The organism is Enterococcus sp. AZ197 (assembly GCF_050556405.1).
In the GTDB taxonomy this organism is placed as follows: domain Bacteria; phylum Bacillota; class Bacilli; order Lactobacillales; family Enterococcaceae; genus Enterococcus; species Enterococcus faecalis.
The window spans coordinates 1-23,917 of the sequence record NZ_CP187874.1 but is presented as its reverse complement, the minus strand read 5'-3'; the positions used below and the strand labels follow the sequence as shown (position 1 = coordinate 23,917).

The 23,917-nt window shown below is 31.9% G+C and carries 33 protein-coding genes and 1 pseudogene; 28 read left to right on the top strand and 6 right to left on the bottom strand.

What is annotated here, in order from left to right:
- Positions 1 to 60 precede the first annotated feature (60 nt).
- Together IGK82_RS13435 and IGK82_RS13430 are read left to right on the top strand one after the other, a co-directional pair.
- On the top strand, positions 61 to 1,632 hold the full coding sequence (locus IGK82_RS13435) for a DUF3991 domain-containing protein (protein WP_430605205.1): 1,572 nt from the start codon (positions 61 to 63) through the stop codon (positions 1,630 to 1,632).
- A 183-nt stretch (positions 1,633 to 1,815) separates the two neighbouring features.
- Entirely contained in the window at positions 1,816 to 1,902 is an 87-nt protein-coding gene (locus IGK82_RS13430; protein ID WP_219376566.1) for a putative holin-like toxin, read from the top strand.
- Positions 1,903 to 2,065: 163 nt separating this feature from the next.
- On the opposite strand, the gene IGK82_RS13425 is transcribed toward IGK82_RS13430, so the two are convergent.
- A complete protein-coding gene (locus IGK82_RS13425) occupies positions 2,066 to 2,347 on the bottom strand; it encodes a hypothetical protein (protein WP_016622687.1) in 282 nt (93 codons plus the stop codon).
- A gap of 126 nt (positions 2,348 to 2,473) precedes the next feature.
- On the opposite strand from IGK82_RS13425, the gene IGK82_RS13420 reads away from it, so the two are divergent.
- The 10 genes and pseudogenes from IGK82_RS13420 to IGK82_RS13375 all read left to right on the top strand — a co-directional run bounded on the left by IGK82_RS13420 (position 2,474) and on the right by IGK82_RS13375 (position 7,009).
- Positions 2,474 to 2,740: a hypothetical protein gene (locus tag IGK82_RS13420; RefSeq protein WP_430605204.1), complete on the top strand. Its 267-nt coding sequence runs from the start codon at positions 2,474 to 2,476 to the stop codon at positions 2,738 to 2,740.
- A 47-nt stretch (positions 2,741 to 2,787) separates the two neighbouring features.
- Positions 2,788 to 3,153 (top strand): hypothetical protein, encoded by a 366-nt coding sequence (locus IGK82_RS13415; protein ID WP_430605203.1) that lies wholly within the window; start codon positions 2,788 to 2,790, stop codon positions 3,151 to 3,153.
- 24 nt (positions 3,154 to 3,177) lie between these two features.
- Positions 3,178 to 3,669, top strand: coding sequence for a single-stranded DNA-binding protein (ssb, locus tag IGK82_RS13410; RefSeq protein WP_430605202.1), 492 nt, complete (start codon positions 3,178 to 3,180; stop codon positions 3,667 to 3,669).
- A gap of 97 nt (positions 3,670 to 3,766) precedes the next feature.
- Positions 3,767 to 4,327, top strand: a complete 561-nt coding sequence (locus IGK82_RS13405) for a thermonuclease family protein (RefSeq protein WP_430605201.1) — start codon at positions 3,767 to 3,769, stop codon at positions 4,325 to 4,327.
- Positions 4,328 to 4,452: 125 nt separating this feature from the next.
- Complete coding sequence (locus tag IGK82_RS13400) at positions 4,453 to 4,629, top strand: hypothetical protein (protein WP_016618876.1); 177 nt, start codon at positions 4,453 to 4,455, stop codon at positions 4,627 to 4,629.
- Positions 4,616 to 4,855 carry a hypothetical protein gene (locus tag IGK82_RS13395; RefSeq protein ID WP_016618875.1) on the top strand — a complete coding sequence of 80 codons (240 nt, stop codon included), beginning with the start codon at positions 4,616 to 4,618 and terminating at the stop codon, positions 4,853 to 4,855. The genes IGK82_RS13400 and IGK82_RS13395 overlap by 14 nt, the downstream gene beginning before the upstream one ends.
- A 109-nt stretch (positions 4,856 to 4,964) precedes the next feature.
- The gene (locus IGK82_RS13390; RefSeq protein WP_016632484.1) at positions 4,965 to 5,219 is read left to right on the top strand and encodes a hypothetical protein; all 255 of its coding nucleotides are present in this window, start codon (positions 4,965 to 4,967) and stop codon (positions 5,217 to 5,219) included.
- A gap of 372 nt (positions 5,220 to 5,591) precedes the next feature.
- Positions 5,592 to 5,690, top strand: a pseudogene (locus tag IGK82_RS13385) (putative holin-like toxin); the annotation flags it as partial.
- A 341-nt stretch (positions 5,691 to 6,031) separates the two neighbouring features.
- The gene (locus IGK82_RS13380) at positions 6,032 to 6,574 is read left to right on the top strand and encodes a super-infection exclusion protein B (protein WP_016622473.1); all 543 of its coding nucleotides are present in this window, start codon (positions 6,032 to 6,034) and stop codon (positions 6,572 to 6,574) included.
- A 174-nt stretch (positions 6,575 to 6,748) separates the two neighbouring features.
- Entirely contained in the window at positions 6,749 to 7,009 is a 261-nt protein-coding gene (locus tag IGK82_RS13375; protein WP_016622472.1) for a hypothetical protein, read from the top strand.
- A 290-nt stretch (positions 7,010 to 7,299) separates the two neighbouring features.
- Here IGK82_RS13375 and IGK82_RS13370 read toward each other — a convergent pair whose 3' ends face one another.
- Positions 7,300 to 9,231: a sucrose-specific PTS transporter subunit IIBC gene (locus IGK82_RS13370; RefSeq protein ID WP_025194138.1), complete on the bottom strand. Its 1,932-nt coding sequence runs from the start codon at positions 9,229 to 9,231 to the stop codon at positions 7,300 to 7,302.
- Positions 9,232 to 9,420: 189 nt separating this feature from the next.
- Here IGK82_RS13370 and IGK82_RS13365 point away from each other — a divergent pair, with 189 nt between their 5' ends.
- Positions 9,421 to 10,860: a sucrose-6-phosphate hydrolase gene (locus IGK82_RS13365; RefSeq protein WP_016622470.1), complete on the top strand. Its 1,440-nt coding sequence runs from the start codon at positions 9,421 to 9,423 to the stop codon at positions 10,858 to 10,860.
- 1 nt (position 10,861) lies between these two features.
- Complete coding sequence (locus IGK82_RS13360) at positions 10,862 to 11,824, top strand: LacI family DNA-binding transcriptional regulator (RefSeq protein WP_025193455.1); 963 nt, start codon at positions 10,862 to 10,864, stop codon at positions 11,822 to 11,824.
- Positions 11,825 to 11,889: 65 nt separating this feature from the next.
- Here the strand turns inward: IGK82_RS13360 and IGK82_RS13355 are convergent, their stop codons facing one another.
- On the bottom strand, positions 11,890 to 12,252 hold the full coding sequence (locus tag IGK82_RS13355) for a type II toxin-antitoxin system PemK/MazF family toxin (RefSeq protein ID WP_016622469.1): 363 nt from the start codon (positions 12,250 to 12,252) through the stop codon (positions 11,890 to 11,892).
- A complete protein-coding gene (locus IGK82_RS13350) occupies positions 12,246 to 12,509 on the bottom strand; it encodes an AbrB/MazE/SpoVT family DNA-binding domain-containing protein (protein ID WP_000245205.1) in 264 nt (87 codons plus the stop codon). Before IGK82_RS13350 ends, IGK82_RS13355 begins: the two co-directional genes overlap by 7 nt.
- Before the next feature lie 113 nt (positions 12,510 to 12,622).
- On the opposite strand from IGK82_RS13350, the gene IGK82_RS13345 reads away from it, so the two are divergent.
- From IGK82_RS13345 to IGK82_RS13300, 10 genes are all read left to right on the top strand, one after another.
- The gene (locus IGK82_RS13345) at positions 12,623 to 13,243 is read left to right on the top strand and encodes a recombinase family protein (protein WP_172759831.1); all 621 of its coding nucleotides are present in this window, start codon (positions 12,623 to 12,625) and stop codon (positions 13,241 to 13,243) included.
- 16 nt (positions 13,244 to 13,259) lie between these two features.
- Complete coding sequence (locus tag IGK82_RS13340) at positions 13,260 to 13,544, top strand: hypothetical protein (RefSeq protein WP_002405303.1); 285 nt, start codon at positions 13,260 to 13,262, stop codon at positions 13,542 to 13,544.
- Position 13,545: 1 nt separating this feature from the next.
- Complete coding sequence (locus IGK82_RS13335; RefSeq protein WP_002405302.1) at positions 13,546 to 13,752, top strand: hypothetical protein; 207 nt, start codon at positions 13,546 to 13,548, stop codon at positions 13,750 to 13,752.
- A gap of 131 nt (positions 13,753 to 13,883) precedes the next feature.
- Positions 13,884 to 14,483 carry a tyrosine-type recombinase/integrase gene (locus tag IGK82_RS13330; RefSeq protein WP_016632541.1) on the top strand — a complete coding sequence of 200 codons (600 nt, stop codon included), beginning with the start codon at positions 13,884 to 13,886 and terminating at the stop codon, positions 14,481 to 14,483.
- A 765-nt stretch (positions 14,484 to 15,248) separates the two neighbouring features.
- Positions 15,249 to 17,132: a BspA family leucine-rich repeat surface protein gene (locus IGK82_RS13325; protein ID WP_430605199.1), complete on the top strand. Its 1,884-nt coding sequence runs from the start codon at positions 15,249 to 15,251 to the stop codon at positions 17,130 to 17,132.
- A gap of 15 nt (positions 17,133 to 17,147) precedes the next feature.
- Entirely contained in the window at positions 17,148 to 17,786 is a 639-nt protein-coding gene (locus IGK82_RS13320) for a SpaA isopeptide-forming pilin-related protein (RefSeq protein ID WP_430605198.1), read from the top strand.
- A 71-nt stretch (positions 17,787 to 17,857) separates the two neighbouring features.
- A complete protein-coding gene (locus tag IGK82_RS13315; protein ID WP_174114296.1) occupies positions 17,858 to 18,433 on the top strand; it encodes a WxL domain-containing protein in 576 nt (191 codons plus the stop codon).
- Positions 18,434 to 18,527: 94 nt separating this feature from the next.
- Complete coding sequence (locus IGK82_RS13310; RefSeq protein WP_289867717.1) at positions 18,528 to 18,854, top strand: hypothetical protein; 327 nt, start codon at positions 18,528 to 18,530, stop codon at positions 18,852 to 18,854.
- Positions 18,855 to 18,876: 22 nt separating this feature from the next.
- Positions 18,877 to 19,083: a hypothetical protein gene (locus IGK82_RS13305; RefSeq protein ID WP_010818061.1), complete on the top strand. Its 207-nt coding sequence runs from the start codon at positions 18,877 to 18,879 to the stop codon at positions 19,081 to 19,083.
- A complete protein-coding gene (locus tag IGK82_RS13300; RefSeq protein WP_430605197.1) occupies positions 19,080 to 20,093 on the top strand; it encodes a DUF916 and DUF3324 domain-containing protein in 1,014 nt (337 codons plus the stop codon). The genes IGK82_RS13305 and IGK82_RS13300 overlap by 4 nt, the downstream gene beginning before the upstream one ends.
- Positions 20,094 to 20,208: 115 nt before the next feature.
- Here the strand turns inward: IGK82_RS13300 and IGK82_RS13295 are convergent, their stop codons facing one another.
- Positions 20,209 to 20,520, bottom strand: a complete 312-nt coding sequence (locus tag IGK82_RS13295) for a DUF3784 domain-containing protein (protein WP_430605196.1) — start codon at positions 20,518 to 20,520, stop codon at positions 20,209 to 20,211.
- A 301-nt stretch (positions 20,521 to 20,821) separates the two neighbouring features.
- Positions 20,822 to 21,076 carry a hypothetical protein gene (locus IGK82_RS13290; protein ID WP_016632522.1) on the bottom strand — a complete coding sequence of 85 codons (255 nt, stop codon included), beginning with the start codon at positions 21,074 to 21,076 and terminating at the stop codon, positions 20,822 to 20,824.
- 485 nt (positions 21,077 to 21,561) lie between these two features.
- Here IGK82_RS13290 and IGK82_RS13285 point away from each other — a divergent pair, with 485 nt between their 5' ends.
- The 4 genes from IGK82_RS13285 (at position 21,562) to IGK82_RS13270 (ending at position 23,901) form a co-directional block, all read left to right on the top strand.
- The gene (locus IGK82_RS13285; RefSeq protein WP_014862241.1) at positions 21,562 to 21,999 is read left to right on the top strand and encodes a hypothetical protein; all 438 of its coding nucleotides are present in this window, start codon (positions 21,562 to 21,564) and stop codon (positions 21,997 to 21,999) included.
- Positions 22,000 to 22,683: a LytR/AlgR family response regulator transcription factor gene (locus IGK82_RS13280; protein ID WP_430605195.1), complete on the top strand. Its 684-nt coding sequence runs from the start codon at positions 22,000 to 22,002 to the stop codon at positions 22,681 to 22,683.
- A gap of 84 nt (positions 22,684 to 22,767) precedes the next feature.
- Complete coding sequence (locus IGK82_RS13275; protein ID WP_430605194.1) at positions 22,768 to 23,745, top strand: hypothetical protein; 978 nt, start codon at positions 22,768 to 22,770, stop codon at positions 23,743 to 23,745.
- Positions 23,746 to 23,901 carry a hypothetical protein gene (locus tag IGK82_RS13270; protein ID WP_016632492.1) on the top strand — a complete coding sequence of 52 codons (156 nt, stop codon included), beginning with the start codon at positions 23,746 to 23,748 and terminating at the stop codon, positions 23,899 to 23,901. It abuts the gene before it with no gap.
- Positions 23,902 to 23,917 lie beyond the last annotated feature (16 nt).

The window sequence follows — 23,917 nt, the reverse complement described above, 5'->3', positions numbered from 1 at the left end:
GCACAGCGTAAGGCATATACGCTGTGCTTTTTGTGTATGAAAATTAAAGGAGGAAGACCGATGCCAACATTTACGGAATTGAAGGAAAAAGCGAAACAAGTGTCGATTGTCGATTTTGCACGATCCCAGGGAGTAGAAATTATTGATTTAGGGAACAAGTGGGCAACGGACGCTGCACACGATAGCTTACGTATTAATAAGTTCACCAATCGGTGGTGGCAAAATTCAGTGGTCAATTCAGATGGTAAGACGCTGGGCGGAGATACGATTTCTTTTGCGCAACATTATTTACAGTTAGGTTCGTTTAAAGAGTGTGTGGGGCTATTAACACAAACAGAATTTCCAAAAGCCACTATCAAAGAAGAGAAAAAAGAACCGTTTCGTTATTATTTCAAACACGCACCGTCAACAGAACAAGTAGAGAACTATTTAATCAACAAGCGTGGATTGGATGAAGAGATTGTTCGGGGACTAATAAAAAAAGGAATGATTCAACAAGATGTGTTAGGCCAAGCCATTTTTGTTTGGAATGATGCAGGAAGACGCGTAGGTGCCACTGTTCAAGGGATTACACCAGACAAGAATGAGCCACGAGGCGTAGCAAAGAAAATTGCTAAAAATTCGCAAAAACACTTTGGCTTTAATGTGACGATTGGTAAGAACCCAGATAGGATTTTATTTTTTGAAGCGCCTATCGACGCTCTGTCGTATTGGTCGTTAAATAAAGATCGATTAAAAGATTGCATGCTGTTCTGTTTAGACGGTCGGCACGGCATGAATATTGAAACGGTTGTATCTGCGATGAAATACATGAAAGAAACCAAAGGAACGCGACCGACGGCAGGTGTTTATTTTGGTCTGGATAATGATCCAACAGGTCATGAGTTTTGGGATCGAATGAGTCACTATGAACATTTTCATTCTCTTATTCCTTTAGACCATTGGATATTAAAAGAAAACATTCAACATTACCAAGCGGCTTCAGCTGCTGTAAATGGTGCGGTGGATTGGGAGTTGATTGCAGGGGTTCATAAAGCATTGACGAATATGTCTAATAAAACGACAGTGGGCAATGGCTGGAACTATCGTGGCTATTATGCGGCAAAAGACCCAGAAAAAAGAAATGATCATGCGATAGACGTGCGCGCAGCTTCTATACAGGTAGCAAAGGCGTTGAATGAGTCTCGCAATCCAAACACAGGCTATATCGACCTTCAAGCCTTTTTAAGAAAGCCACAACTAGAAATAACAGACGAAGCGTTACGTCGCCTAGAATCGAAAATAACCACGTATCATACACAATATAAAGAAGAACGTTACAAGCCGATGGATGTCATTTATAAGGACTGGAACGACGTTTTAAAAGTTCGAACAGCACGGAGTGTTGAACAAAAATTACTGGAAGAAAGTTATGAGCGAAAAGACGGAGAACACTTAGAAGTAACGATGCAGCAAAAAGAAGGGAAACAGACGGTTGTGGCAACCCGCAAACGGTTTGAACAGACCGTTGGATTTTATGAGGCCGAGTCAGCGCATGAAATGGCCTTCTTAATAAAAAATTACGGGTATCAAGCGGTAGATAAACAAGACCAAAGAAAATATGCGAAAGCAAAAGAAATGGCTCGAGTGTAAATTTAACGTCCACTCAACCTAAAAACCATTGAGTGGGCGTTAAACACTGTAGAAGCGAGTGTTTTTCTGAAAAAAAGATTATGGTATACTAGCTTAGTAGAAAAGTGAAAAGATGGTGGCTAATCTCTTGAATAAAGGGGTGATGCCTATGGTTCATAGCTTTATCCCTAGAAGGGAGTAAGCATGTCTGTATTTGAAGCATTATCGCTAATGATTGCATTTGCAACGTTAGTTTTGCTGATTATAGATCATACGAACACAAAAAAATAACCATCTTCTAACACTTTAGCAGGTCGTTAAGATGGTTAAAAAACTATTTTTTCGATAGCTACCGTCTTTTTAACGGTTCTACACTAGAGAGTTGTGTTAGCGCACAGCTCTCTTTTCACGTATATTTTAGCATATCTATAGGACAAATACTAGTGTAGACCATTCAATTTTGTGAATGGTCTTTTTTTACATGAATTCTTCTTCTATTTTTACCGTATTCAATCATTTCAGATTTTAAATATAGTTTAAAGGTAGTTCGTCCGTTTTTTTCTTTTGAAAAGAATGGTTGTATTACGGAATTCAGTTTTGCAGTGGAATCAAAACTTCCTTGGGTTTGTTGTGTATATTTTGGTGCTTCGTCTTTGGTAAGTAAGTTCTCTTGTAAGTATTCTTTCAAAAATGAAGGATGATTATCTAATAATTGATAAAATTCGTTTTTGTTCAAAAATAAAACCTCCTTTTGTTTAGAAGTATACTTTATAAAGATAAAAAAATCAACAAATTATATTTACAAAGATAACTTTATAAGGTATAATAAAAACATAAAGAAAGCAGAGGAGAGAACGAAAAAATGCTTACAAAAGAAGAAAAAAATAGACTAAAAAACATGGTAAAAGAAAATAAGACATTTCATTATTCTTATGTTGACAGATTAAGACAAGAAGTGAAATTTTATGTGAATCAATGTGAATCTGCTAGTAAAGCTAAAGAAAGCATGGAAATACTAACATTCCTATATAGTCTATTCTCTGAGAAAGAATTACCTGAATGGTACACTACAAATGATCTTGAGCATGATAAAAAAGCAATTGAACGATTGGAACAGTGGGTAGCGTAGCTGCTCCTTTCCAAGGATAAAAGGAGCCAGTGAGAGGAGGAATTTCTATGGAAATAATCCGTTTATTTTTTGAGAATCTATATGATTTAATCAGCACAGGAATTGATTTTCTATTGTCGTTGGTTATTCGTATTGTTGGTTGGCCAATATTACATGTGATGAAAGGGCTTAGTCAAACGCATGGATTAGAAAGAGTTTGTTATTTTCTGGCGTTTATTAGCCTATGTGCGCTTCTTTTGACGGCATTTTATTATTTTTGGGTATATTTTGTACCAATACTTATTTTTTTCGTGCCTCTTTTATCTGTATTGATAAAAGGATTACTTACAATAGCAGTCGTTATTATTGTGTATTTGTTGATTAAAAAGCAATGTTTGCGACTATATCAGAAATTTATTCATGCAGTAAAGTAAATAAAAAGAAAGAAGGAACAATAAATGATAAATAATGTGACATTGATTGGTAGAGCAACGAAAGAGCCTGATTTACGCTATACAGCTAGTGGAATAGCTGTTACAACGTTTACTTTAGCTGTAAATCGTAATTATAAAAACCAAAATGGTGATCGTGAAGCAGACTTTATCAACTGTGTGATTTGGCGTAAGCCGGCGGAGACGTTTGCGAACTATGTTAGAAAAGGAACGTTGGTTGGAATAGTAGGAAGAATTCAAACTCGATTTTATGAAAATCAACAAGGCCAGCGTGTTTATGTAACTGAAGTAATCGTGGAAAGTTTTCAGTTGTTAGAATCACGTTCTCAAGCAGAAGAAAGAGAACAAAAACAAAGAACGTCAACGAATCAGAATCCACCTATGAATAATACTACAGACAATATAAGTAACCATTCTTCAGCAGCTAATTCAATGCCAAATGATGATCCATTTGATGGAAATCCAATAAATATTTCAGATGATGACTTACCGTTCTGAGAGCTTTGTTAAGTAATGTTTTATGAAAATATAAATAGTCTTGCTCTATGTTTAAATAAAGCAAGCATAGAGCAAGAAATTATAGAAGGGAGAAGAAATGAGTAAACGACTAAACAGGATAGGCTTCTTTTTTGTTTCTTGTCTTAGCTTTCTTTTATTGACGGGCTGTAGCACACAAGAAATAATCGGTGGATTAACGCAAGAACTACACCAATCAATACAACAAATTGAGCAAAAACAAGCTTCTTCAGAAAGAGTAGCTGTAGACTTTGTTCGACATGTAGACGGTGATACAAGCGTGTTTCGTGTAAATGGTAAGGAACAAAAAGTGAGGTATTTATTGATAGATACCCCTGAAACAGTAAAACCGAACACACCTGTTCAACCATTTGGTAAAGAGGCAAGTAACAGAACAAAAACATTGTTGAGTAATGCGAAAGAAATCCAACTAGAATTTGATGAAGCCAATAAAACAGATCGTTATGGTCGATTATTGGCGTATGTGTTTGTGGATGGTCAATTATTGCAGGAAATCTTAGTAAGTGAAGGTTTAGCAAAAGTCGCTTACGTGAAAAATAAAGAAGCAAAATACTTAGAACAGTTAGAAGAAAAACAAGCATTAGCGCAGCAACAACATTTAGGTATATGGAGTAACTAGTGTCAATAAATCAATTTTAAAGAAAATACGGTACTTGTTACAAATGAACAAGTACCGCAAATTAAGGGATCAAAATTGAAAAGGTAACTATATTTAGTTTACTAGAAAAAGGACGTGAAGACAAGGTGAACAAACGATTATTGGTGGCAATGATTTTATGTGGTATGTTGATGCAATTTTTACCGTTGTTAATTAAATTAGGTATTTTCTTTTTGTTATTTATCTATTTGTTTACTACTTGGGATGAGTATAAATATCAGTGTTCAGTGAGAGAAAGAAGGGTACAAAATGTCCAAAAATAATTCAGGTCCACATGTGAACCTAACAGCTCCACATGTGGAGGAAAAAGCACGAATTGATTGTTTAGTTTCTCGAGAAGTAAAAGAGATGTGGGAAGAAATTGTGGCAAAAGATCGAGAGATAAGCAAACAACGCTATTATCCTGCCCATACATTAGAACGAATGATTCGAGCGGATTATCAAATAATGAAAACATTTGGTGTTCAAGGAAGAAAGAAGAAAAAGTAAGTGATAAACGATTTATGAAAATTCAAAAGCTTTTTGCTTTGGTGCTAGTAGCATTTCAGTAAGGTATGAGAGAAGAGAAAGATTAGTATAAGGAAAGAGTGAGAGCAATATGTTTATTTACGGCCGTGAGTGTGGCAATACGTTTGGTTGTACGTATTTTTTGCAAATTCGGAACGTAGAGTTAACAGTAATGTTGACATGGGAGGGAGATTTTTTTGTATATAATGAAAAAGAGGTAAACGAAACAATTGAACAAATACCAGGGTTAACGGATACATTTAAGGTAGCAATCTATCAATATATTGAAAAAACAAATCAATTATTTTTTCTTTCCTACAAAGAAAAAGTAATTATGAGAGATTGAATTTTGGAAAACCATAGTATAAAATAATAAGTGATTTTCATTAAGAAGGTCATTATATTTCTCAATTTTGACGATGCTCTCTAGTTGATAGAGAGCTTTTTTTATTGTGAGGTATTCTCTAGTTAGAGATAGTCGGAGAACAACACCGACTTTAAAAAGAAAGTTTTTTTATGAAGGACATACCAAGTTATATAACTGAAAAATGGTTCAATAAAGAAGAATAAGAATATTCTTGAAAGCTTATCTTAGCTAGGTTTTCTATGCTTATTATGCTATAATGAAAAAGTAGAAAAGTTATGACGGTGGCTATCTTTGAGAGGTGGTGGTGCTTATGAATGTAAGTGCTAAAATCTTTAGAAAGGAAATGCCTTTTTGTCTGCATATGAAACAATCCAGACAATTTTTGCTTTTGGTACTTTTACCATTGCATTGATTGGATTGGTTGTAGCAGTGCTAAAAAACGACAAAAAAAATAACCGTCAACTTTGGCGAGTTCGGTTATTTTTTATAATTAACAACTAAACAAAGTCACCGTCTTAAACGGTTCTACAATCAGAGAGTTGTGTTAACGCACGACTCTCTTTTCATGTATATTATAGCATATCTTATAAAAAAATACTATAATAAAGAATTGTTTGAAGGATTGGATTATTTAATTTTGGTAGGAACAGTGTATTTTTTAAGCAGTTAAAATAATGAAAAATTATGTTTTTTTTATTTATTTTTAGCGATTATTGTTTCTTCTTTTATGCTATTATTCTAGTGTAAAGACATACATGTAATTAAAATCCAGAATAATAAGTAAAGAAGAGGTGCTAAATTTGAAAGTTATTGATAAGATAATTGATTTTTTGAATAATCCCTTAAATAAGGGAATATTTTGGTGTTTAGGAATTGTTTCTTTTATTGTTTTAGGATTGAATGTTGTTTTACCAAAGAAGCAATTACAATTGATCTATATTGATAGTTTTTTGAATAAATATGGTTGGACTCTTCCAATTATTTTCTTAGTCTCTGTGGTATTTCTAATTGTAGGTTTTTTTAGTAAGAAAGTGCAAGAAAATCAAGAAAAAATTTTTCAAGCAGCTTTAAGAAAAGAACAAAATAAGCTGCTTGAAGATGAACTGGCATTAGTTTATCTAGCAAAGCTCTATCAATCACATCCTAATCCAGTCCAATTGCCTATAACTAATCAAAAGGTAAAATTACTGGAACAATATCACCTGATTGTTAGAGTTATGGATCAGATGCCTATATATGGTTTTGAAGAGCTATCTAATCCTCATTTTCCGTATGTATTACAGCCGTATGCAGAAGAAAAACTGAAAGAAAAATACAACTATTATGATAACTAAGTAACTTGATAATAGTTAACATGGTTAGAATTGAATTATTAATTCAAAAAAATATAATGCTTTCTCAGAAATAAGTAACAGGAAGTTAAAAAAGAGACAACAAGGTATACCCTGTTGTTTCTAAATATTCAATATACAACAACTTAGGGTGAAAAAAAGTAGGAGGGTTAATGATTGGAGTTTAAAGAAGAGATGAATCTAATTTTTGGTTGGAAACTTAAAGCTGTTAATGATTCTAATATCATTGTATCTTCAAATGAATCAGGTTATGTTGCATTAACTTATGGTAGTCATCAATTTGGTGATATTCAAACTCTGTTAATTAAGCTTGATAATGATTCTGTTAAATTGAAAAGTTTTCCTCCGGTATTTAATTCTTTTGATGTTGATATAGTTAATAAGTTAATATCTGTGGAAGTTTTCTTCAATAGTTAGATTCAGATTAAGTTAATAAATTTTTAGATATAGTTATCTCAACTGGAGAGGTCAAAAACTTTTGTTTTTTTAACTAGCTATGATATTGTAATAAAAAATGATTGAGCAGATAAATGTCTGTAAAAGTATGAGTCAAAGAAAAATATTCTATCCAGCAAAATTTACAGATGAAGAAGAAAAGTAACTAGTATAATATAAAAATTTTAGATTAGGAAACATACAGAACAGAGAGTGGGGCAATAATCAGATTTTTTCTGACTATTGTCCCACTCTCATTACCTTTTAATAAGCTATTTAATTGTCAATAAGGCTGCACCTTCGGTAACTATATTTTTAGTCATAGGAATAACTTCTGAATAATCTTTAGAGTTTGTTACAATAACCATTGTTGTATCATCAAGTCCTGAATTTGTAATTACTGTGCTGTCAAATGTTCCAAGAATCTCTCCCTTTTTTACTTTTTGTTTAGCACCAACTTTTTTAGTGAATCCTTTACCATTCAATGATACTGTGTCAATACCAATGTGAATTAATATTTCAGCACCAGTATTTGATTTGAGACCATAAGCGTGCCCAGTTTCAAATACGACTTGAACAATACCATCTACTGGAGAATAAATAGTGTTCCCATTTGGTTTAATAGCAATTCCTTGTCCCATAGCTCCTGAAGAAAACACCGGATCATCAACTGAATCAAGAGTAGTTATTTCACCAGCAAGAGGACTAACAATCGTTTCTACTGTTGTAAGTTCATCAGCGTTTTCTATTTGATTTGTCTTTATTTCTGAAGTATTAACCGATGTTTGTTCAGCAATTGCTTCTGCTGCAAAGATACCGGCAGATCTTGTTCTACCATAGAAATAAGTAATTGCAAAAGTAACTGCAAAACTTATTAATTCACATAGCAAGTAAAAGGGGATAGAAGTTGCATTGATTGAAAGAAACCCAAGAAATCCGGCTGAACCGAGTGATACAGCAACAACTTTAAGTAGACCTGCTATCGCTGCAGCAATACCTGAACCAATTAGAGCACAGAAAAATGGGAAACGGTATTTTAAGTTTACTCCAAACAATGCTGGTTCAGTAATACCAAGAAGTGCTGATAATCCAGCAGAAGAAGCCAGACTCTTTGTTTTAGAATTTTTAGTTAAAAACCAAATAGCAAATGTTGCAGCACCTTGAGCTACATTTGCCATGGAAGCAACTACAAAGATAAAATCCCCATGTCCGATACCATTTGTCCATGCTGAAAGTAACTGTGTTTCGATTGCAGGAAATGACTGATGAAGACCAGTCATAACAATGAGTGAATATGTTCCACCAAAGAGCCCCATTCCTATGAACCCAGTTGCATTATATAACCAAACAATAGCATCTGTGATTCCATTAGATAGTAATAACATTGTGGGACCAATAACTGTGAAAGTTAAGAATCCAGTAATTATTACGGATAATAATGGTGTGAATGTAAAATCAATAGATGAAGGAAGTTTTTTATGAAAGTATTTTTCCAATATTGACAAAAGATATACGGAAGCTAATACTGGAATTACTTGGTAGGCATAGTTTGTTTGTGCAACATGGTATCCAAAAATATTCCAATATTCAGTGGCTCCACCAAGGTCTGGCGTTGTCATAATCATACCAATTGCAGCACCTAGAAATTGGTTTGCTCCAAAACGTTTAGCAGCGGAAATACCAACTAGAATTGGTAAAAACATAAATGGTGCAGCTGACATAAGCTGAATCATAGAGGAAATTCCTTTAATTGCAGGATACATTTCTTCGATTGATTTTGGTCCAAAAAGACCTGCGGCAGTTAAAAAGTTTCGCAGAGCCATTAATAAACCACCTGCAACAAGTGCAGGAATAATTGGTACGAAAATTTCTGATAGTAGTTTAATTAATGCCATAATTGGATTGAATTTTTTATTTTTATCAACTATTTGTTTCAAGTCGTCTGTTGAAAGCTCTGAAAGGCCAGTTTTTTTTATAAGTTCATCATAGACAAAATTAACGTCACCAGCACCAATAATAACCTGATACTGACCATCAATTTTAAAGGTACCTTTTACATTTGGGTTTTCATCCAAAGCTTTTTGATTAACTTTTGTATTATCCTTTAGTACGAGACGAAGACGTGTTGCACAGTGTGCAGCAGCGATAAGATTATCTTTTCCAACTGCTAGAATTATGTCGGAAGCTAGTTTAGCATAGTCCATATGAACAACTCCTTTTATCATATTTTTCTTTCTGAGAAAGCGCTTTTTTAATTTATGTTTATTTTAGCATATTTCATGAACATGTCAAACGTTTATCATATTTTTTTTATTTTTAGATAGAATGATTGATTTTTATAGAGAAAACGTTTACTATATTAGTTATAAAAAGATACTTTGAAGGAGTAAAATATGGAATTATCTCGAGAAATACGATATCGCGCTTATTCTGAATGGAGTAAAGATGAGATTACAAAAATAAAAGAAAATATTAAGCAATCTCCTTGGCATGCTAGCTATCATATTGAACCTAAAACAGGGTTGCTTAACGATCCGAATGGGTTCTCTTTTTTTAATGGAAAATTCACTCTTTTTTACCAAAATTGGCCATTTGGAGCGGCACACGGGTTAAAAAAATGGGTGCATGCTGAGTCAGATGATTTAGTTCATTTTAATATAACAGGAACAGAGCTTCTTCCAGATACAAAATACGATAGTCATGGAGCATATTCTGGATCAGCATATGAAGTAGATGGCAAATTACTTTTATTATATACAGGAAATGTTCGTGATAAAAATTGGAGACGTGATTCATTTCAATTGGGAGCATGGATGGATAGAAGTTACAGTATTACTAAGTGTGAGAATGTCTTTATTAACAAACCTGAGGACGTAACAGATCATTTTAGAGATCCGCAAATTTTTGATTATAAAGGTCAATTTTATGCAATTGTTGGAGGACAAAGTCTTGAAAAAAGAGGAGTTATTAAGCTTTATAAAGCTGTAGGTAACAGTGTTGAAAAGTGGTCAGAAGTAGGAAATCTTGATTTTTGTAGTAGTGGTTCAGAATACATGATAGAGTGCCCTAATCTTTTATTTGTAAATGATACACCAATTCTGATTTATTGTCCTCAGGGTCTTGATAAATCAGAACTTAGTTATGATAATATTTATCCGAATACTTATAAAATTTGTCAAAGTTTTGATGAAAGAACTGCGAAACTTGTGGGTTCTTCTAAAATTAAAAATCTTGATTATGGGTTTGATGTTTATGCAACACAAGGATTTAATTCTCCTGATGGACGTACTTTAATTGTTAGTTGGATTGGGCTTCCTGATGTTGAATATCCAACAGATAAGTATGATTATCAAGGCGCAATGAGTCTTGTTAAAGAGCTTTCTATCAATAATGGAAAACTTTATCAATACCCTGTAGATGCTATTAAAACACTGCGAACTAGTTGTGAAGATTTTACGTCAAAAATAGAAACAAGTAATACTTATGAACTGGAAGTGACTTTTCCGGCTAATCAGAAATCAGAATTACTTCTTTTTGCTGATGATAAAGGGAATGGACTCAGCTTAATAGTTGATACTAAAGAAGGAAAAGTTATTTTAGATCGGAGTAAAGCAGGGATTCAATATGCAATTGATTTTGGTATGACTCGTGAATGCTTAATAGATACTGAAGAAACAATTGCTAATATTTTTGTAGATAATTCAATCATTGAGATTTTTATTAATAAAGGAGAGAAAGTATTTACCAGTCGTGTATTTCCTGAGAAGGACCAAAATGGGATTCAAATAAAATCAGGGAAACCTATTGGAAAATACTTTGAATTGGAATATTAATATGGTAGCAAAATTAACAGATGTAGCTGAATTAGCTGGAGTTAGTCCGACAACTGTATCTCGTGTCATTAATAACAAAGGCTATTTGTCAGAAAAAACTAAAAAAAACGTTCATGAAGCTATGAAAATTTTAGGATACAAACCAAATAATTTAGCACGAGGCTTACAAGGAAAATCACCTCAACTTATAGGTCTCATTTTCCCTAATATTAGTAACATATTCTATGCGGAACTCATTGAACACCTTGAAATAGAATTATTTAATCAAGGATATAAAACAATTATTTGTAATAGCGAAAATGATCCTGGAAAAGAACGTGAATATCTTGAAATGCTTGAAGCAAATCAAGTCGATGGTATTATTTCTTCTAGTCATAATCTTGGGATTGCTGACTATGAGCGTGTTCAAGCACCAATTATTGCTTTTGATAGAAATTTAGCACCAAATGTTCCTATCATCGCATCAGATAATTTTGAAGGTGGTAAATTGGCAGCAAGCGTTTTACGGAAAAATGGTTGTCAAAATATTATTATGATTACTGGAAATGATAATACAGATTCTCCTACAGGTTTACGTGCTTTAGGATTTTCTTTCCAAATTCCAGAAGGAAAAGTTTTTAAAGTTCCTAATAGTTTGTCTACAATTCGTCGAGAGATGGAAATTAAATCGATTATTTCGACTAATAAACCAGATGGCATTTTTATTTCAGATGATTTAACCGCTATTCTTACTATGAAAATTGTAAAAAAACTCAACTTAAATATTCCAGAAGATGTTAAAATTATTGGTTACGATGGAACATCATTTATTGAACAATTTTTTTCACAATTGACCACAATTAAACAACCTATTGATGAACTTGCAAAACTAATTGTTGATGTTTTGTTGAAAAAGATTAAGGGAGAAAAGATAAGTAAGGATTATATTTTACCTGTATCATTACTTTCTGGTGGGAGCATTTAATCGATAGAAAAAAAACGAACAAGTCGGAAACTTTTGACTTGTTCGTTTTTTCGCCTTTTTATTAGTTAAAATTTATTTGTTTTATTTACTTTTTGAAATACGGTTCTAACTTTTAGCAATAATTCATCGATCAATTTTTCGTGTGCTGTTTCTAAAAACACGCATTGTCTAGCCTCATGATCGATGGTGGTTAATTGATCTAATAATACTTTACCTGATGTTTTCATTCCGTAAGAAGGATTAATAGAAACATATAAAGGATAGTTTCTTTTTGTACTTGATATAGGAGCTACAATAACAACATTACTGTAATCTGCAATAATATCATGACTTAAAACAATATACGGTCTCTTACCTGTTTGTTCATGTCCTGATCTAGGAGCCGTATTCAACAATAAAATATCACCTTGATGAGGAACTTTTACCATTTTTCATTTCCTACCGCATTTCCTAAATCTTGAATAGTTACATGCACCTTCTCTTCTTTATAATTTTCAAACAATTGTTCAATTGTTAAATCATTATCAGAATCCACAGCTTCAATAATTAATCGTTTTTTGCCATTCGATTCCTCCTGTGTTATTTTCACTTTATCTTCTGTATGAATTTGGAGATATTCCATCACAGATTTAGGAAGTCTAAGACCGTTACTATTGCCCCATTTTTTTATTGATAACATTACCATTTTATTCACCTCTCCTTGTTTATACATAGTATAACATATTAAAAAATAAAGTATATACATAATTATCCTTCGACTGAACAATTTCACATAAGAACCAAAGAGGTCAAAAACTTATGTTCAGAAAAGGTGGGGAAATTTTGTCTATTTATGGTTATTCAAGAGTGAGTACTAGTAATCAAGATTACAAAACCCAGATTCAAAAATTAGAACAAGCTGGAGCAGAAAAAATCTTCAGTGAAAAATATACGGGAACAAAAAAAGAAGGAAGAAAAGAATTAGAAGAACTACTATCTATTGTAAAAACTGGTGATAAAGTTTTAGTGACGAAAATTGATCGGCTGGCTAGAAGTATCGTTGATTTAAATTCGATTATTTCTTCTTTAAACAACTCAGGGGTGACTATCACCTTCCTAGATAATGCTTTAACCTTTGAGCCAAATAAAAATGATTCTATGCAAACGTTAATGATGAACATGTTAGGTAGTTTTGCACAATTTGAACGAGACTTAATCGTAACGAGAACCCAAGAAGGAAAACAGTGGCACAGAGCAAATAATAAAAACTATCGAGAAGGACGACCCAAAAGAGTGTTGAATGATAAATACAAACATGCATTAGAGTTAATGGAAACAAACAGCATGAGAGAAGTAGAGAAGAAAACAGGTATTTCTTTGTCTACTCTTAAACGAATTAAAAAACAAGCTAAAGAAGAACAATTACTTAGTGAAAAATAGATAAGGAGAAGTTATTATGGAAAATAGAGAGAAGATTATTCAGTTGTTGGAAAATCCTTTAATTTCAGGGTATGGAATAGAAAAAATGTCAAATGGTCGACTCTATTCTGCAAATTATCAAAGATACAAAAAACGCGTTGAAAAAGAAAAAAAGCCAATGGTTATTTTTGATACGATGTCAGTAAAAGTGGAAAAACTATTATTAGAGTTGGCCGAAGAAGTATTACGAGTGCGACCTAAAACAAAACAAGAATATAGAGAAATGATTGCAAGATATAGTTTTAGAAACGGAGAGAATTAAGATGGTTGTTCGAAAAAAATATGATCACTGGGGAATAGAAATTACTACGTGGAATAAGACAAATGTAGTTGCTTATGTTGCTTGTGATTGTGGCCAATTGGCTAGAAGAGAGTTGAGGAAATATAATCATTTTAAGTGTAGTAGCTGTAAAAAAGAATATAAATTAAGCAATGGTTCTTATATAGAAATAGGTGCGGGAAAGAATTAAAACACTTTTAAAAACCATCATGAATTAGATCAAAGTAGATAATTCATGATGGTTTTTATTGAAAATAAAAAGAAGAGGTACATTTGAATTCTTTTTATGATAAATATAAAAACATGAAAGAAGTGTGAACAGTGAATACAGTAGTTCCTCTAAAAGATAAACGGTCAATAAATAAAATGAAAAAAAGTTTGCGTAAAGGGAGATATGGTGAGCGAAATGTGCTTATATTTTCTATGGGAATTAATACAGCCTATCGTATTTCGGATTTGAGAAATCTAAAATTATCAGATGTAGCAATAATAGAAGAAAATAAAATAGTGATTAAGAATAGATTGTCTTTAAAAGAACAAAAAACAGGGAAGTACAATTCTGTTATATTATCAGACCAATTACGAGAAGAACTTGAGATTTATATCAATAAAAATTTTACAGAATATGTAAATAATGATGAGTTAGAGCACTATCTTTTTCCTAGTGGAAAAGGGATGGATAGACCAATGAATCGTCAAACATTATGGGCCATTTTAAACCGTGCAGCAAATGAAAATGGAATCTCAAATATAGGCAGTCACTCTATGAGGAAGACATTTGGTTATTTCTTGTATAAAAACAAAGTACCTATAGAAATTATTCAAGATTTATTAAACCATTCTTCCCAAAGAGATACATTAAGGTATATAGGGATTACACAAGAAGATAAAGATATAGCTGTGATGAGTTTGAATTTATAAAAGTACAAAATAGAAGAATAAAAAATATACTATCAAAATAAAATGGGTTGGGATAGTGTAAAATACTGTGTCATTTTTAATAAAGTATACTTAAATAGGGGAATAGAAAATATGGTTTTTTGTTACCATATTTAAGTTGTTTATAACAACAGATGGAAAATTTAAATCAAAATCAAATAAAATGAATATATATTTAGTGATTGCAAATAAGTCAAAGGATTATAAATTGATATTGTTGTATAAGCTATTTAGTGGGTAAAAAACAATGAAAGAGACAAAAGAAATTTTTGTCTCGTTTTTTATGGTTCATAGCTTTTAAATTTAGAAGCGAAGCGTCTTTCTTTTGCAAGGAATATTTCTACATATAAAATTACAAAAAAATCTATTTTTATAAATTAAAGATTTACATATCAAGTAAAAAAAAACAATAAGATAACATCTTTTTTTTGTTATAAATAAGACAAAAATTTCTTTTGTCTTATCTTTGTGAAGATGAGGAGTTGCTTTAAGAGAAGTTGTAAAAAGGAAAAAATGAAAAAATGAAAGGTGTGTATGTTGTACTACAGAGCAAAATTGAAAAAAATTAAATTGCTTTTTGATAAGAATAAAAAAAGATTAAAAAATAGAGGGAAGTATTGAAAATTCACTTATATTGTGGATAATATTTTTTGCAGTTTATTTTATAAAACGAGAAAATTGTCGTTTGTGACATAGATAACCCAAGGAGCTTATTTTCTTTTAATATAAAAACACAAGGGAGGAATTATGTTGAGAAAAACAATGTCTATAATAACAGTAATTTCTTTATTTAGTACAATGTTGTTGCCCGTAACGGTAATGGCAGAAGAAGCTAAATCAGAAGAATTAAATAAAAAAGAAACTACAGTTTTACCTGAAAATAAAATAGATATAGGGATATCTGATGAAAAGTTGAAAAATAATGAGAAAATTCCTTCTGGAGAAATAAATATAATTGATAATTCAGATGGAATTTCTAAAACGGAGGTAACGGAACAAGAGCAAGAAGAAAATAACATTGTTAAGACTAATCCTGAAAAAACGGAAATAAGTACTTTAGAGGCAAGTACTTATGCAAATAGTAATGATTGGGAAGTTGTAGATGAAGGTTCAGACTATTTACTTACAAAGTATGTAGGAAGTTCCACAGATATTGTTATTCCTAATGAAATAAATGGAAAACCGACCAAATTAAAAGATATTACTAAAGAAATATTTCCAAATTATGCTTCTATCACAAGCTTCAGTGTTTTTCCTTCTTCTGATGGGAAGAAAGTTCCTTTAGTTACTACTAACATTGGTAGTGGAATATTTGCTAAATCTGCATTTGATGCTGATTGGGGTAGTCTTAATAGTATTGATTTAAGTGGTTTAGATGTTAGTTTATTAAATACAACTTATAAAATGTTTCAGTATTGTAAAGCTAGAAGCATAACATTACCAGATTTTTCCTCAGGAAATGTAAGAGATATGAGTTACATGTTTCAATATGCTTATAACCTAACTAATCTTACAGGTTTGAGTAGCTTTAATACAAGTAATGTTACTAGTATGAGAGGTACCTTTGAACGTATGTATAGTTTAGAAAATATAGATGTATCTCATTTTGATACTTCTAAAGTTACGGATATGACTGGTATGTTTATGGGAGCAAGAAAAATAAAAAAATTAGACCTTAGAAATTTTAATACTTCTAAAGTGACTAGTATGACACACATGTTTAACGATTGCACTAGCTTAACAGATTTAAATGTGACTAGCTTTGATACTAGCAATGTAAATTCGATGTCTAACATGTTCAACTATACACCATCATTGCAAGTAATTGATTTAAGTAGTTTTAAAATCACTAGTTCAGTTGCTCAAACAAATTATGCAAATTTTGTTACTACTAGTAATACTTCTTTAACTGTTATTGCTACAGATCCCTACTTTTTTTCATATGATTATTCTAGAGATAAAAGAACTGTACCTCAAATTTTATTCAATGCTAATGGAGGAAATTATGTTAATGGGAAAACACAATTAAATTATTTTATGAGCTGTGCTATCCGGCCAGAAGAGACAAGCTTAGATAAATTAGAGGAATTCAAACAAAACAATCTGCCAATCAAAACAGGCTTTCTTTTCAATGGGTACACAACGACAACGGATACGTCACAAGCAACTAGTGTGTTGGATTTAATTGGTACAGTTTATGATGCACAATGGAAAACAAGAACTGTTTCTTTAGAAGTACCTACCACAATATCATTTGGTACCCACAAATTAAGTAAGGGAACGAATTATTATTCAGTAGATACTGTAGAAGGAACTAGCCTATCGATAACAGATGATAGAGGAATAGGAAGTAAGTGGCAGTTGACGGCAAAACTACAAACTCCTTTCACAAATAATGGAAAGATTCTTTCCAACAGTTTAGTTTACAAAACTTCTACAGGGGAAGAAACTATTACAGAGAATGCCACACAAGTTATAGTAACGCATACTACAAGTACAGATTCAGAAAAAACAGTTGTTTCCGATAATTGGACGAATACTCAAGGATTAATGTTAAAGCTTGAAGAAGGAAAAGCATATGCAGGAGAGTACAGCGGCACAATTGAATGGACATTAAATGATACACCATAGAAAGGAATAGAAGTAATGAAAAAAATCTATCAATGGTTATTAATGGGAAGCTTAATGGTTTTGACTTTTTGTTTAGGCATTACTACTTATGCAGAGTCTAAAACGAGTCAAGCTGGAATTACCTTTACTGGTGATGGTTCAATTGAAGTCTCTGTAATCTTGCAAAAAAAGGATAAGGAAACAAAAGAAGTATTATCAGATGCGACATTTGAACTACGAGATGAAAAAGGATCAGTAGTAGAAGTAGCACAATCGATGACGACAGATGGAAAAGGAGAAATACACCTTACTCGATTATTTCCAGGAAAATATACGTTTGTAGAAACAAAAAGCCCAAAGGGCTATCGATTAGATCAAACACCAATTCCATTTGAAGTGGGATTTGATCAAACTTCTGTAAAGGTTACAGCTTATAATGAAAAAAGCAAAAAAACAGGTGGCACAACGCAATCAACAACACCTGTAGAGAGTACGAATAAAAATCAAAGTACAAGCAGTAAAAAGCCTGTAGCTCAAAAACAAGAAGTCGCTAAGAAAGCAAAAGGAAACCTACCAAAAACAGGTGTCAAAATGTCATCCGTTTGGATGATTCTAGGTATCCTTATTTTGGCAAGTACTATTTATGGGATGTATCGGAAATATATAACAAAGTAGCTAAACAAGTGGAATGAACAAATCTTAGATTTTGTTTATATAAATATTTTTTAGAAAGAAGGAGAAAATTTATGAAATCAATGAAATTGACTAGTGCATTAACAGTGGCTATGATTGCAGGAGGGATTGGATTCTCTTCAATTTCTGCAGATGCAGCACCACAAAACCAAAATTCTACAGGGAAAGTAACTTTTACTGCAGGAGACTTAACTTTGGATCAAGTGCCTGATTTTAATTTTGGGGCACAAGAAATAAAAGCTACAACGGAAACTTATGGTGCGCAAGACGAAAGTAAAGTACAAGTAACTGATTTACGAGGTTCTTCAGCTGGATGGAATTTAACAGTAACAGCAGGGAAATTAAAAACAGCTAGTATGAAAGAATTAGTAGGTGCACAAGTAACATTACATTCAGGGCAAGCTAATAATGATAACGGTGAGACAGTGACTGTAACAGATGGTATTTTAACACCAGATTCGGCAGTTAAAGTATTAGATGCAGCCAATGGTCAAGGAAACGGTGTATCAACTGGAACATGGGCAGCAAACACAGGAGTAACGTTAGAAGTTCCTGGGACATCTGCAAAATCAGCAGAACAATATACTGCCGATTTAACTTGGACATTAACGGATGCGCCAGCACCATAAATAATAAAAAAAAGTGGGAAGCGATTTGCTTCCCTTTTTTCAAAGGAAAATGGGTGTATTTAGCAGAGAAAAGCAAGTAAACGGAGTAAAGAATATGTATGAAACACGAAACATAGGTGATGAAAAAGTTCTTCAGGATAAGAACAAAATTAAAGCGACACGAATAGAATTATTACGTTTGATGGCATTAGATGATGAATGGCATAGAGATGAAACCAGTGAATTATATAAGAAAATTATGGCGTGTAGTGAAGAATTACGACGATTAACTTCTGATAAGCGAAAAATTCGTAGAATGAGCCAAGAAGAATATATGCGTTTACGAGCATTGGAGTATACACTCCATGAGATTGCGGATTATTATGGTGTCTCTGTATCTTATTTAAATAAATGGCGTCAAAACAAAGGGATAATCGTATAACTAATGAAAGAAGGGATGAACTGTGAAAAAAAGATGGCAACAAGTACAATCAATTATTCTTTCCTATCTTGCAACAATTATAGGATTACCTGTAATCTATTCTTTGGACCAACAACTGCCTATATTTAGTGGTTTTACAGATACTTGGTGGCAAACAATTGTTTATACATTACCCATGATTTTAGTAGTTGGACTAATTAAAATGATTAGAAAGGATGAAAGAGTATGAAACAAATAGCAGTATACATAGGAGTAGGAATCATTTCGCTACTCAGTTTAATAGGTTTTTCCCTTACGGGAGTAGCGACAGAAAATCAAGCAGATTTTTCAGTGAATGCAGAACAATCTGCGTATCAAGTGGATAAAAGCAAAACATATTTTGATTTGTCGTTACCTGTGAATGAATCTGTCCCTTTGGTTATACATGTAACAAACAATTCGGAGGAAGCAATTGAAGTGGCAGGGGAATTGAGTCCAGCAACCACCAATATTAATGGTGTAGTGGAATATGGCAAGACTCAAAATCAACTTACTTCGAGTGTCCCTTTTGATATTACGAAAGTTGCTTCTTTTGAAAAAGAAAAGCAGACAATTGCCCCTAAACAGACGGTAGATTTTGTAGTAAATGTTTCTGTTCCGACTAAAGATTATGCAGGCATTGTGGCGGGAGGAATTACTCTTCGGGATGTTACAGAAGAAAAGACTTCAGATGAAACAAAAGGGATGTTTAAAAATAAATTTGCCTATGCTATTGCGTTACTTGTCCATGGAGATAAAACACCTGTAGAAAATGCCGTTACGTTAAAAGAAGTAACCCCTACACAGGTAAATAGTCGGAATGTAGTTAGTGCAGCAATTGAAAATAAAACTGCAAACTATATTAATAAAGTATCGATTGAAGCAAGTGTAACAGATGCCAGTGAAAAAGAAGTGTTAAGTGAAAAGAAAGAAGACATGCAAATAGCGCCTAGTAGTCTGTTTCAGTTTCCCATTTATTATGAAAAACAAGCAATGAAGGCAGGAAAGTATACGTTAAAAATGACCGTAAGGTCAGAAAAGCAAGAATGGCAATTAAAAGAATCATTTACAATTACAGAAGAAAAAGCTACTGCATTGAATAAAACAGATGTTTCAGAGAAAGAGGAAAGCAGAAACGTTCAGTGGTTAGTACTTGGTTTAGTAGGAATTATTTTCTTACTGTTGATTATTCTTATAGTTGTATTGAGAAAGAAACGATAAGTAATTTTTAATCGTTTCGAGAAATTATTATACCTATGCTCGTTAAATCTTTGCTTATTTTATAAATCCAGTTTGTAAATAAAAGAAAAAGCCTTCACTTAGAAGGCTTTAAAAATTATTTGTTTTTAAACAAAATTGAACTATTGGCAAAAATGATTGTGCCAATAGTTGCACTAAATATAAGCAGAGAAAAAATACCTGGAGAAAGTAAATTAAAAGTTTGTAAAACTAATAATAAACACAAGAAAAACAGCAAGCAAGCGAACAGTTTCCCTAAATTTTTCCCATTCATTTTTTTTCGTTCTTCTTTTGAGGAGGTATTATAAACTGCGATTAACATTAACCACTTACCACGAAATAATTGAATGCCAATCAACGCAAAGAAAAAAATAATGATAAAAGATATGCATATTTCACTTGTTACCATAAAAATCACCTCATAAGAATTGTTATCTAGTTTCTGATTACCATAATTACTTAATGTTTCATCACTTAAGCGTAGTAGCTGAAAAAAGGAATATAGATTAAGCAACGTTTCTTTATATAGAAATACGTGCAGAAAAGAATTGAAAAAAAGTCGTAAAATTGACAAGATAATAGTGTCTGTATGTATGCGTAAAGTAATACCTCGAGTTTTTATGGTTGTTGCTTTTTTATTTTAGAGATGTATAAAACACCATAAAATTAAGCTAAATAGCGAATTTTATGGTGTTTTAAGTGAAGTAAAATTAACCAAGTGCAAAAAATAGAAATGTAAAATATAAAACTGGATAAATGTTGATAATACCACCTAAGATAAAAGCAATTTTTTGGTAAGTTTTATATCCTTTTTTATAATTGAAAATAGCTAAAATAAAACCAATAATTCCTAAAATTAGTCCTACTACCGTTTGTTGAGAATGAATATATAGTTGTGGTGTCAGTACTAAAAGGTTTGCTACTACTCCTAAAAAAAGAATGAATACAGTTAAATATTTCTTCATACAGTTTCCTCCTTAAGATTAGTTAAGAATATAAAGATTTATACATATAAAATAATTTGAAGATTCAATAAAGTCAACAAAATAATCATTCAATAATTCTAAGAATAAAAAAACGACGGTTTTTTAATAAAATATGCTAAAAAAAATCAAGAGTGTATTGTAAAATCATGAACATTATGCATAATATTTTTTGTTGTTTCAATTTACGAAGGGTAATGACGGTTGTTTGTAGCAGAATCTCGTTACTGTTTTATTTTTTTATTAGTAAGAGATAAATAAAACGAAAATAATCATTAAAAAGTGAGTTAATAATGGTTGATATGATATAAATATATTAGAAAATCTTGTTGTGTATATAGAAGAAGTGTTTAGATTTAAGTATTTTTCAGGGTTGCAAGAAGCTTTTAGAAATTCTGAATTTAATAAGTCTTGGATATATAGCATTTGAAAATAATATTATAAAGAAATGAAAGTGAGTAAGATTTATGGAATTATGTTATTGGGAACTAAATCCTGAAATTTTATTTAGAATGAATCCATATTATAAACGTGTTATTAGAAAGAATGGTAACGAGTATCCAAAGCATGTATTAGATTTAATATCGATTTACAATGAATATTCAGAAAAATGCATAATTTTACAACGAAATATTGATTTTTATAATTTTAAAAACAATATTGTAAAATTATTTGAATATGAAGCAGTTTTGTCAGAAATAAGTTACTATCTTTCAGAAGTAGATTTAACTGTTATGGAAGAAGATATGCATACATTAATTCAGCAAGAGTATTTAATAGATTATTATTATAAACTAGGTAATGCACATAAGGAAGGGAATTTCTTAGTATCTTTATTAAAATCTAAGGTGTTGGAACAACGACAAATAAAGTTTGAATTGTGTCAGAGAGAGGATGTAGAATAGATGCATATAGTAATTTGTGACTCGGACAAAAAATACGCTGAAATTTGTAAAGACTTAATTAGTGAGTGCTTAGAAAAAACAGAATATTTTGCCAAGTTTTCATTTAAGAAAAATATTGATGAATTATATTTTTTTATTGAAGATAATCTTTTAGATATCGATCTAATCTATGTAGATATAAATATAGATAGAGATTTGGAAGTTATAAAAAGAATACGACTTTTAGGTTATGATAAAGAAATTGTATTTTATACAAAAACAGGAAAATTTGCTATAGATGGATATGATGTGGATGCACTAAATTACATAATAAAAGACAACGGAGAGAAAGAGAAATTTAAGCGTGTTTTAAAGAAGGCCATTTTGCGTAATGAAAAAAGAATGAGAGAGTCTATTGTGTTAACTTGTGCAGGAAAAAGTAAATGTATTTTTTTAGAGGAAATTTTTTATTTTGAGATTTGTGCGAGAATAGTGAGTGTTCATTATGGGCAATATAGTACTTTTGAATTTTATTCAACAATGAGTAGATTGGAAGAACAGCTTACGAATAAAGGTTTTATTCGTATTCACAAGTCTTATTTAGTTAATAAAAAAAATATAGCAAAAGTAACTTCGAATCAAGTTATTTTAACTAATAATGAAGTAATACCTTTAGGAAGAAAATACAAAAACAATATTTATTAAGGGAGATGTATTTATTTACAAAAGGAGAGGAAATTTTTGAGATTTGTTCGTTTTTTTTTCATAGTCGTTGTAGCTATTGTTATAATGACGCTAAATATAGAAAAAGTAGAATCAGTAGATATGAATGATTCAGTTAATATCAACTTAGAACATAGGCATGTGGATAGTTTAGATTATTGTATGAGAATAAATGATATAAAACTTTTTTTAAGTGAAATTCAGTTTCTTAATGAAGAGAATTTAAAAGGATACATATTAGAATTGTCTGATCCAAAAGTTTTATATCGTTCCAATTGGGAAAACTATGATGGAGAGATGTATCTAGATATTTCGAATTTAAACAAAGAGGAAAGCTTAGAAGGAGTACCTGTAACATTATCTCTTCCTAGTATTACTGCTGGAGTAAAATCTGAACTTACTTTTTTTATTTATATAATTAATGATATTATTCCAGAACAACCAGAACAGCCAGAACAGCCAGAGCAACCAGAACAGCCAGAGCAACCAGAACAACCAGAACAGCCAGAACAGCCAGAGCAACCAGAACAGCCAGAGCAACCAGAACAACCAGAACAGCCAGAGCAACCAGAACAACCAGAACAGCCAGAACAACCAGAACAGCCAGAGCAACCAGAACAGCCAGAACAGCCAGAACAGCCAGAACAACCAGAACAGCCAGAGCAACCAGAACAGCCAGAACAACCAGAACAGCCAGAGCAACCAGAACAACCAGAACAGCCAGAACAGCCAGAACAGCCAGAACAACCAGAACAGCCAGAACAACCAGAACAGCCAGAGCAACCAGAACAGCCAGAGCAACCAGAACAACCAGAACAGCCAGAGCAACCAGAACAGCCAGAGCAACCAGAACAACCAGAACAGCCAGAGCAACCAGAACAGCCAGAGCAGCATTTAAAGAAAGATGAAATATTTAAAGAAAATAAACGAAATTTAAATATAATATTAATGACTATACTTTTGACTATTTGTTCATTTTTAGGGACATCAGTTATATCAGATTTTAGGATTTTATATTGGTATAAAAAAAGAAAGGGATTGTAGATGAATATTTTATTAATCATTATCTGTACTATTTTAGCTGTAACAAAATTTTATTCAAAAAAAAAATTGCGAGATATTGATGGGGTAGGAGAAGTGATTACTAGTATGCCAGAAAATGCAAATGTAATATTATCTTTTAAAAGCGTAGAAGAATAGTATCAAAGAACTTTAT

Excerpts from the sequence above, each read along its gene's own strand:
- IGK82_RS13435 (WP_430605205.1), top strand. The coding sequence starts at position 61 with ATGCCAACATTTACGGAATTGAAGGAAAAAGCGAAACAAGTGTCGATT.
- IGK82_RS13365 (WP_016622470.1), top strand. The coding sequence starts at position 9,421 with ATGGAATTATCTCGAGAAATACGATATCGCGCTTATTCTGAATGGAGT.
- IGK82_RS13360 (WP_025193455.1), top strand. The coding sequence starts at position 10,862 with ATGGTAGCAAAATTAACAGATGTAGCTGAATTAGCTGGAGTTAGTCCG.
- IGK82_RS13300 (WP_430605197.1), top strand. The coding sequence starts at position 19,080 with ATGAAACAAATAGCAGTATACATAGGAGTAGGAATCATTTCGCTACTC.
- IGK82_RS13290 (WP_016632522.1), bottom strand. The coding sequence starts at position 21,076 with ATGAAGAAATATTTAACTGTATTCATTCTTTTTTTAGGAGTAGTAGCA.
- IGK82_RS13280 (WP_430605195.1), top strand. The coding sequence starts at position 22,000 with ATGCATATAGTAATTTGTGACTCGGACAAAAAATACGCTGAAATTTGT.
- ssb (WP_430605202.1), top strand. The coding sequence starts at position 3,178 with ATGATAAATAATGTGACATTGATTGGTAGAGCAACGAAAGAGCCTGAT.
- IGK82_RS13285 (WP_014862241.1), top strand. The coding sequence starts at position 21,562 with ATGGAATTATGTTATTGGGAACTAAATCCTGAAATTTTATTTAGAATG.
- IGK82_RS13420 (WP_430605204.1), top strand. The coding sequence starts at position 2,474 with ATGCTTACAAAAGAAGAAAAAAATAGACTAAAAAACATGGTAAAAGAA.
- IGK82_RS13325 (WP_430605199.1), top strand. The coding sequence starts at position 15,249 with ATGTTGAGAAAAACAATGTCTATAATAACAGTAATTTCTTTATTTAGT.
- IGK82_RS13370 (WP_025194138.1), bottom strand. The coding sequence starts at position 9,231 with ATGGACTATGCTAAACTAGCTTCCGACATAATTCTAGCAGTTGGAAAA.
- IGK82_RS13415 (WP_430605203.1), top strand. The coding sequence starts at position 2,788 with ATGGAAATAATCCGTTTATTTTTTGAGAATCTATATGATTTAATCAGC.
- IGK82_RS13320 (WP_430605198.1), top strand. The coding sequence starts at position 17,148 with ATGAAAAAAATCTATCAATGGTTATTAATGGGAAGCTTAATGGTTTTG.
- IGK82_RS13340 (WP_002405303.1), top strand. The coding sequence starts at position 13,260 with ATGGAAAATAGAGAGAAGATTATTCAGTTGTTGGAAAATCCTTTAATT.
- IGK82_RS13335 (WP_002405302.1), top strand. The coding sequence starts at position 13,546 with ATGGTTGTTCGAAAAAAATATGATCACTGGGGAATAGAAATTACTACG.
- IGK82_RS13390 (WP_016632484.1), top strand. The coding sequence starts at position 4,965 with ATGTTTATTTACGGCCGTGAGTGTGGCAATACGTTTGGTTGTACGTAT.
- IGK82_RS13295 (WP_430605196.1), bottom strand. The coding sequence starts at position 20,520 with ATGGTAACAAGTGAAATATGCATATCTTTTATCATTATTTTTTTCTTT.
- IGK82_RS13395 (WP_016618875.1), top strand. The coding sequence starts at position 4,616 with ATGTCCAAAAATAATTCAGGTCCACATGTGAACCTAACAGCTCCACAT.
- IGK82_RS13350 (WP_000245205.1), bottom strand. The coding sequence starts at position 12,509 with ATGGTAATGTTATCAATAAAAAAATGGGGCAATAGTAACGGTCTTAGA.
- IGK82_RS13275 (WP_430605194.1), top strand. The coding sequence starts at position 22,768 with ATGACGCTAAATATAGAAAAAGTAGAATCAGTAGATATGAATGATTCA.
- IGK82_RS13430 (WP_219376566.1), top strand. The coding sequence starts at position 1,816 with ATGTCTGTATTTGAAGCATTATCGCTAATGATTGCATTTGCAACGTTA.
- IGK82_RS13405 (WP_430605201.1), top strand. The coding sequence starts at position 3,767 with ATGAGTAAACGACTAAACAGGATAGGCTTCTTTTTTGTTTCTTGTCTT.
- IGK82_RS13310 (WP_289867717.1), top strand. The coding sequence starts at position 18,528 with ATGTATGAAACACGAAACATAGGTGATGAAAAAGTTCTTCAGGATAAG.
- IGK82_RS13270 (WP_016632492.1), top strand. The coding sequence starts at position 23,746 with ATGAATATTTTATTAATCATTATCTGTACTATTTTAGCTGTAACAAAA.
- IGK82_RS13355 (WP_016622469.1), bottom strand. The coding sequence starts at position 12,252 with ATGGTAAAAGTTCCTCATCAAGGTGATATTTTATTGTTGAATACGGCT.
- IGK82_RS13345 (WP_172759831.1), top strand. The coding sequence starts at position 12,623 with ATGTTCAGAAAAGGTGGGGAAATTTTGTCTATTTATGGTTATTCAAGA.
- IGK82_RS13315 (WP_174114296.1), top strand. The coding sequence starts at position 17,858 with ATGAAATCAATGAAATTGACTAGTGCATTAACAGTGGCTATGATTGCA.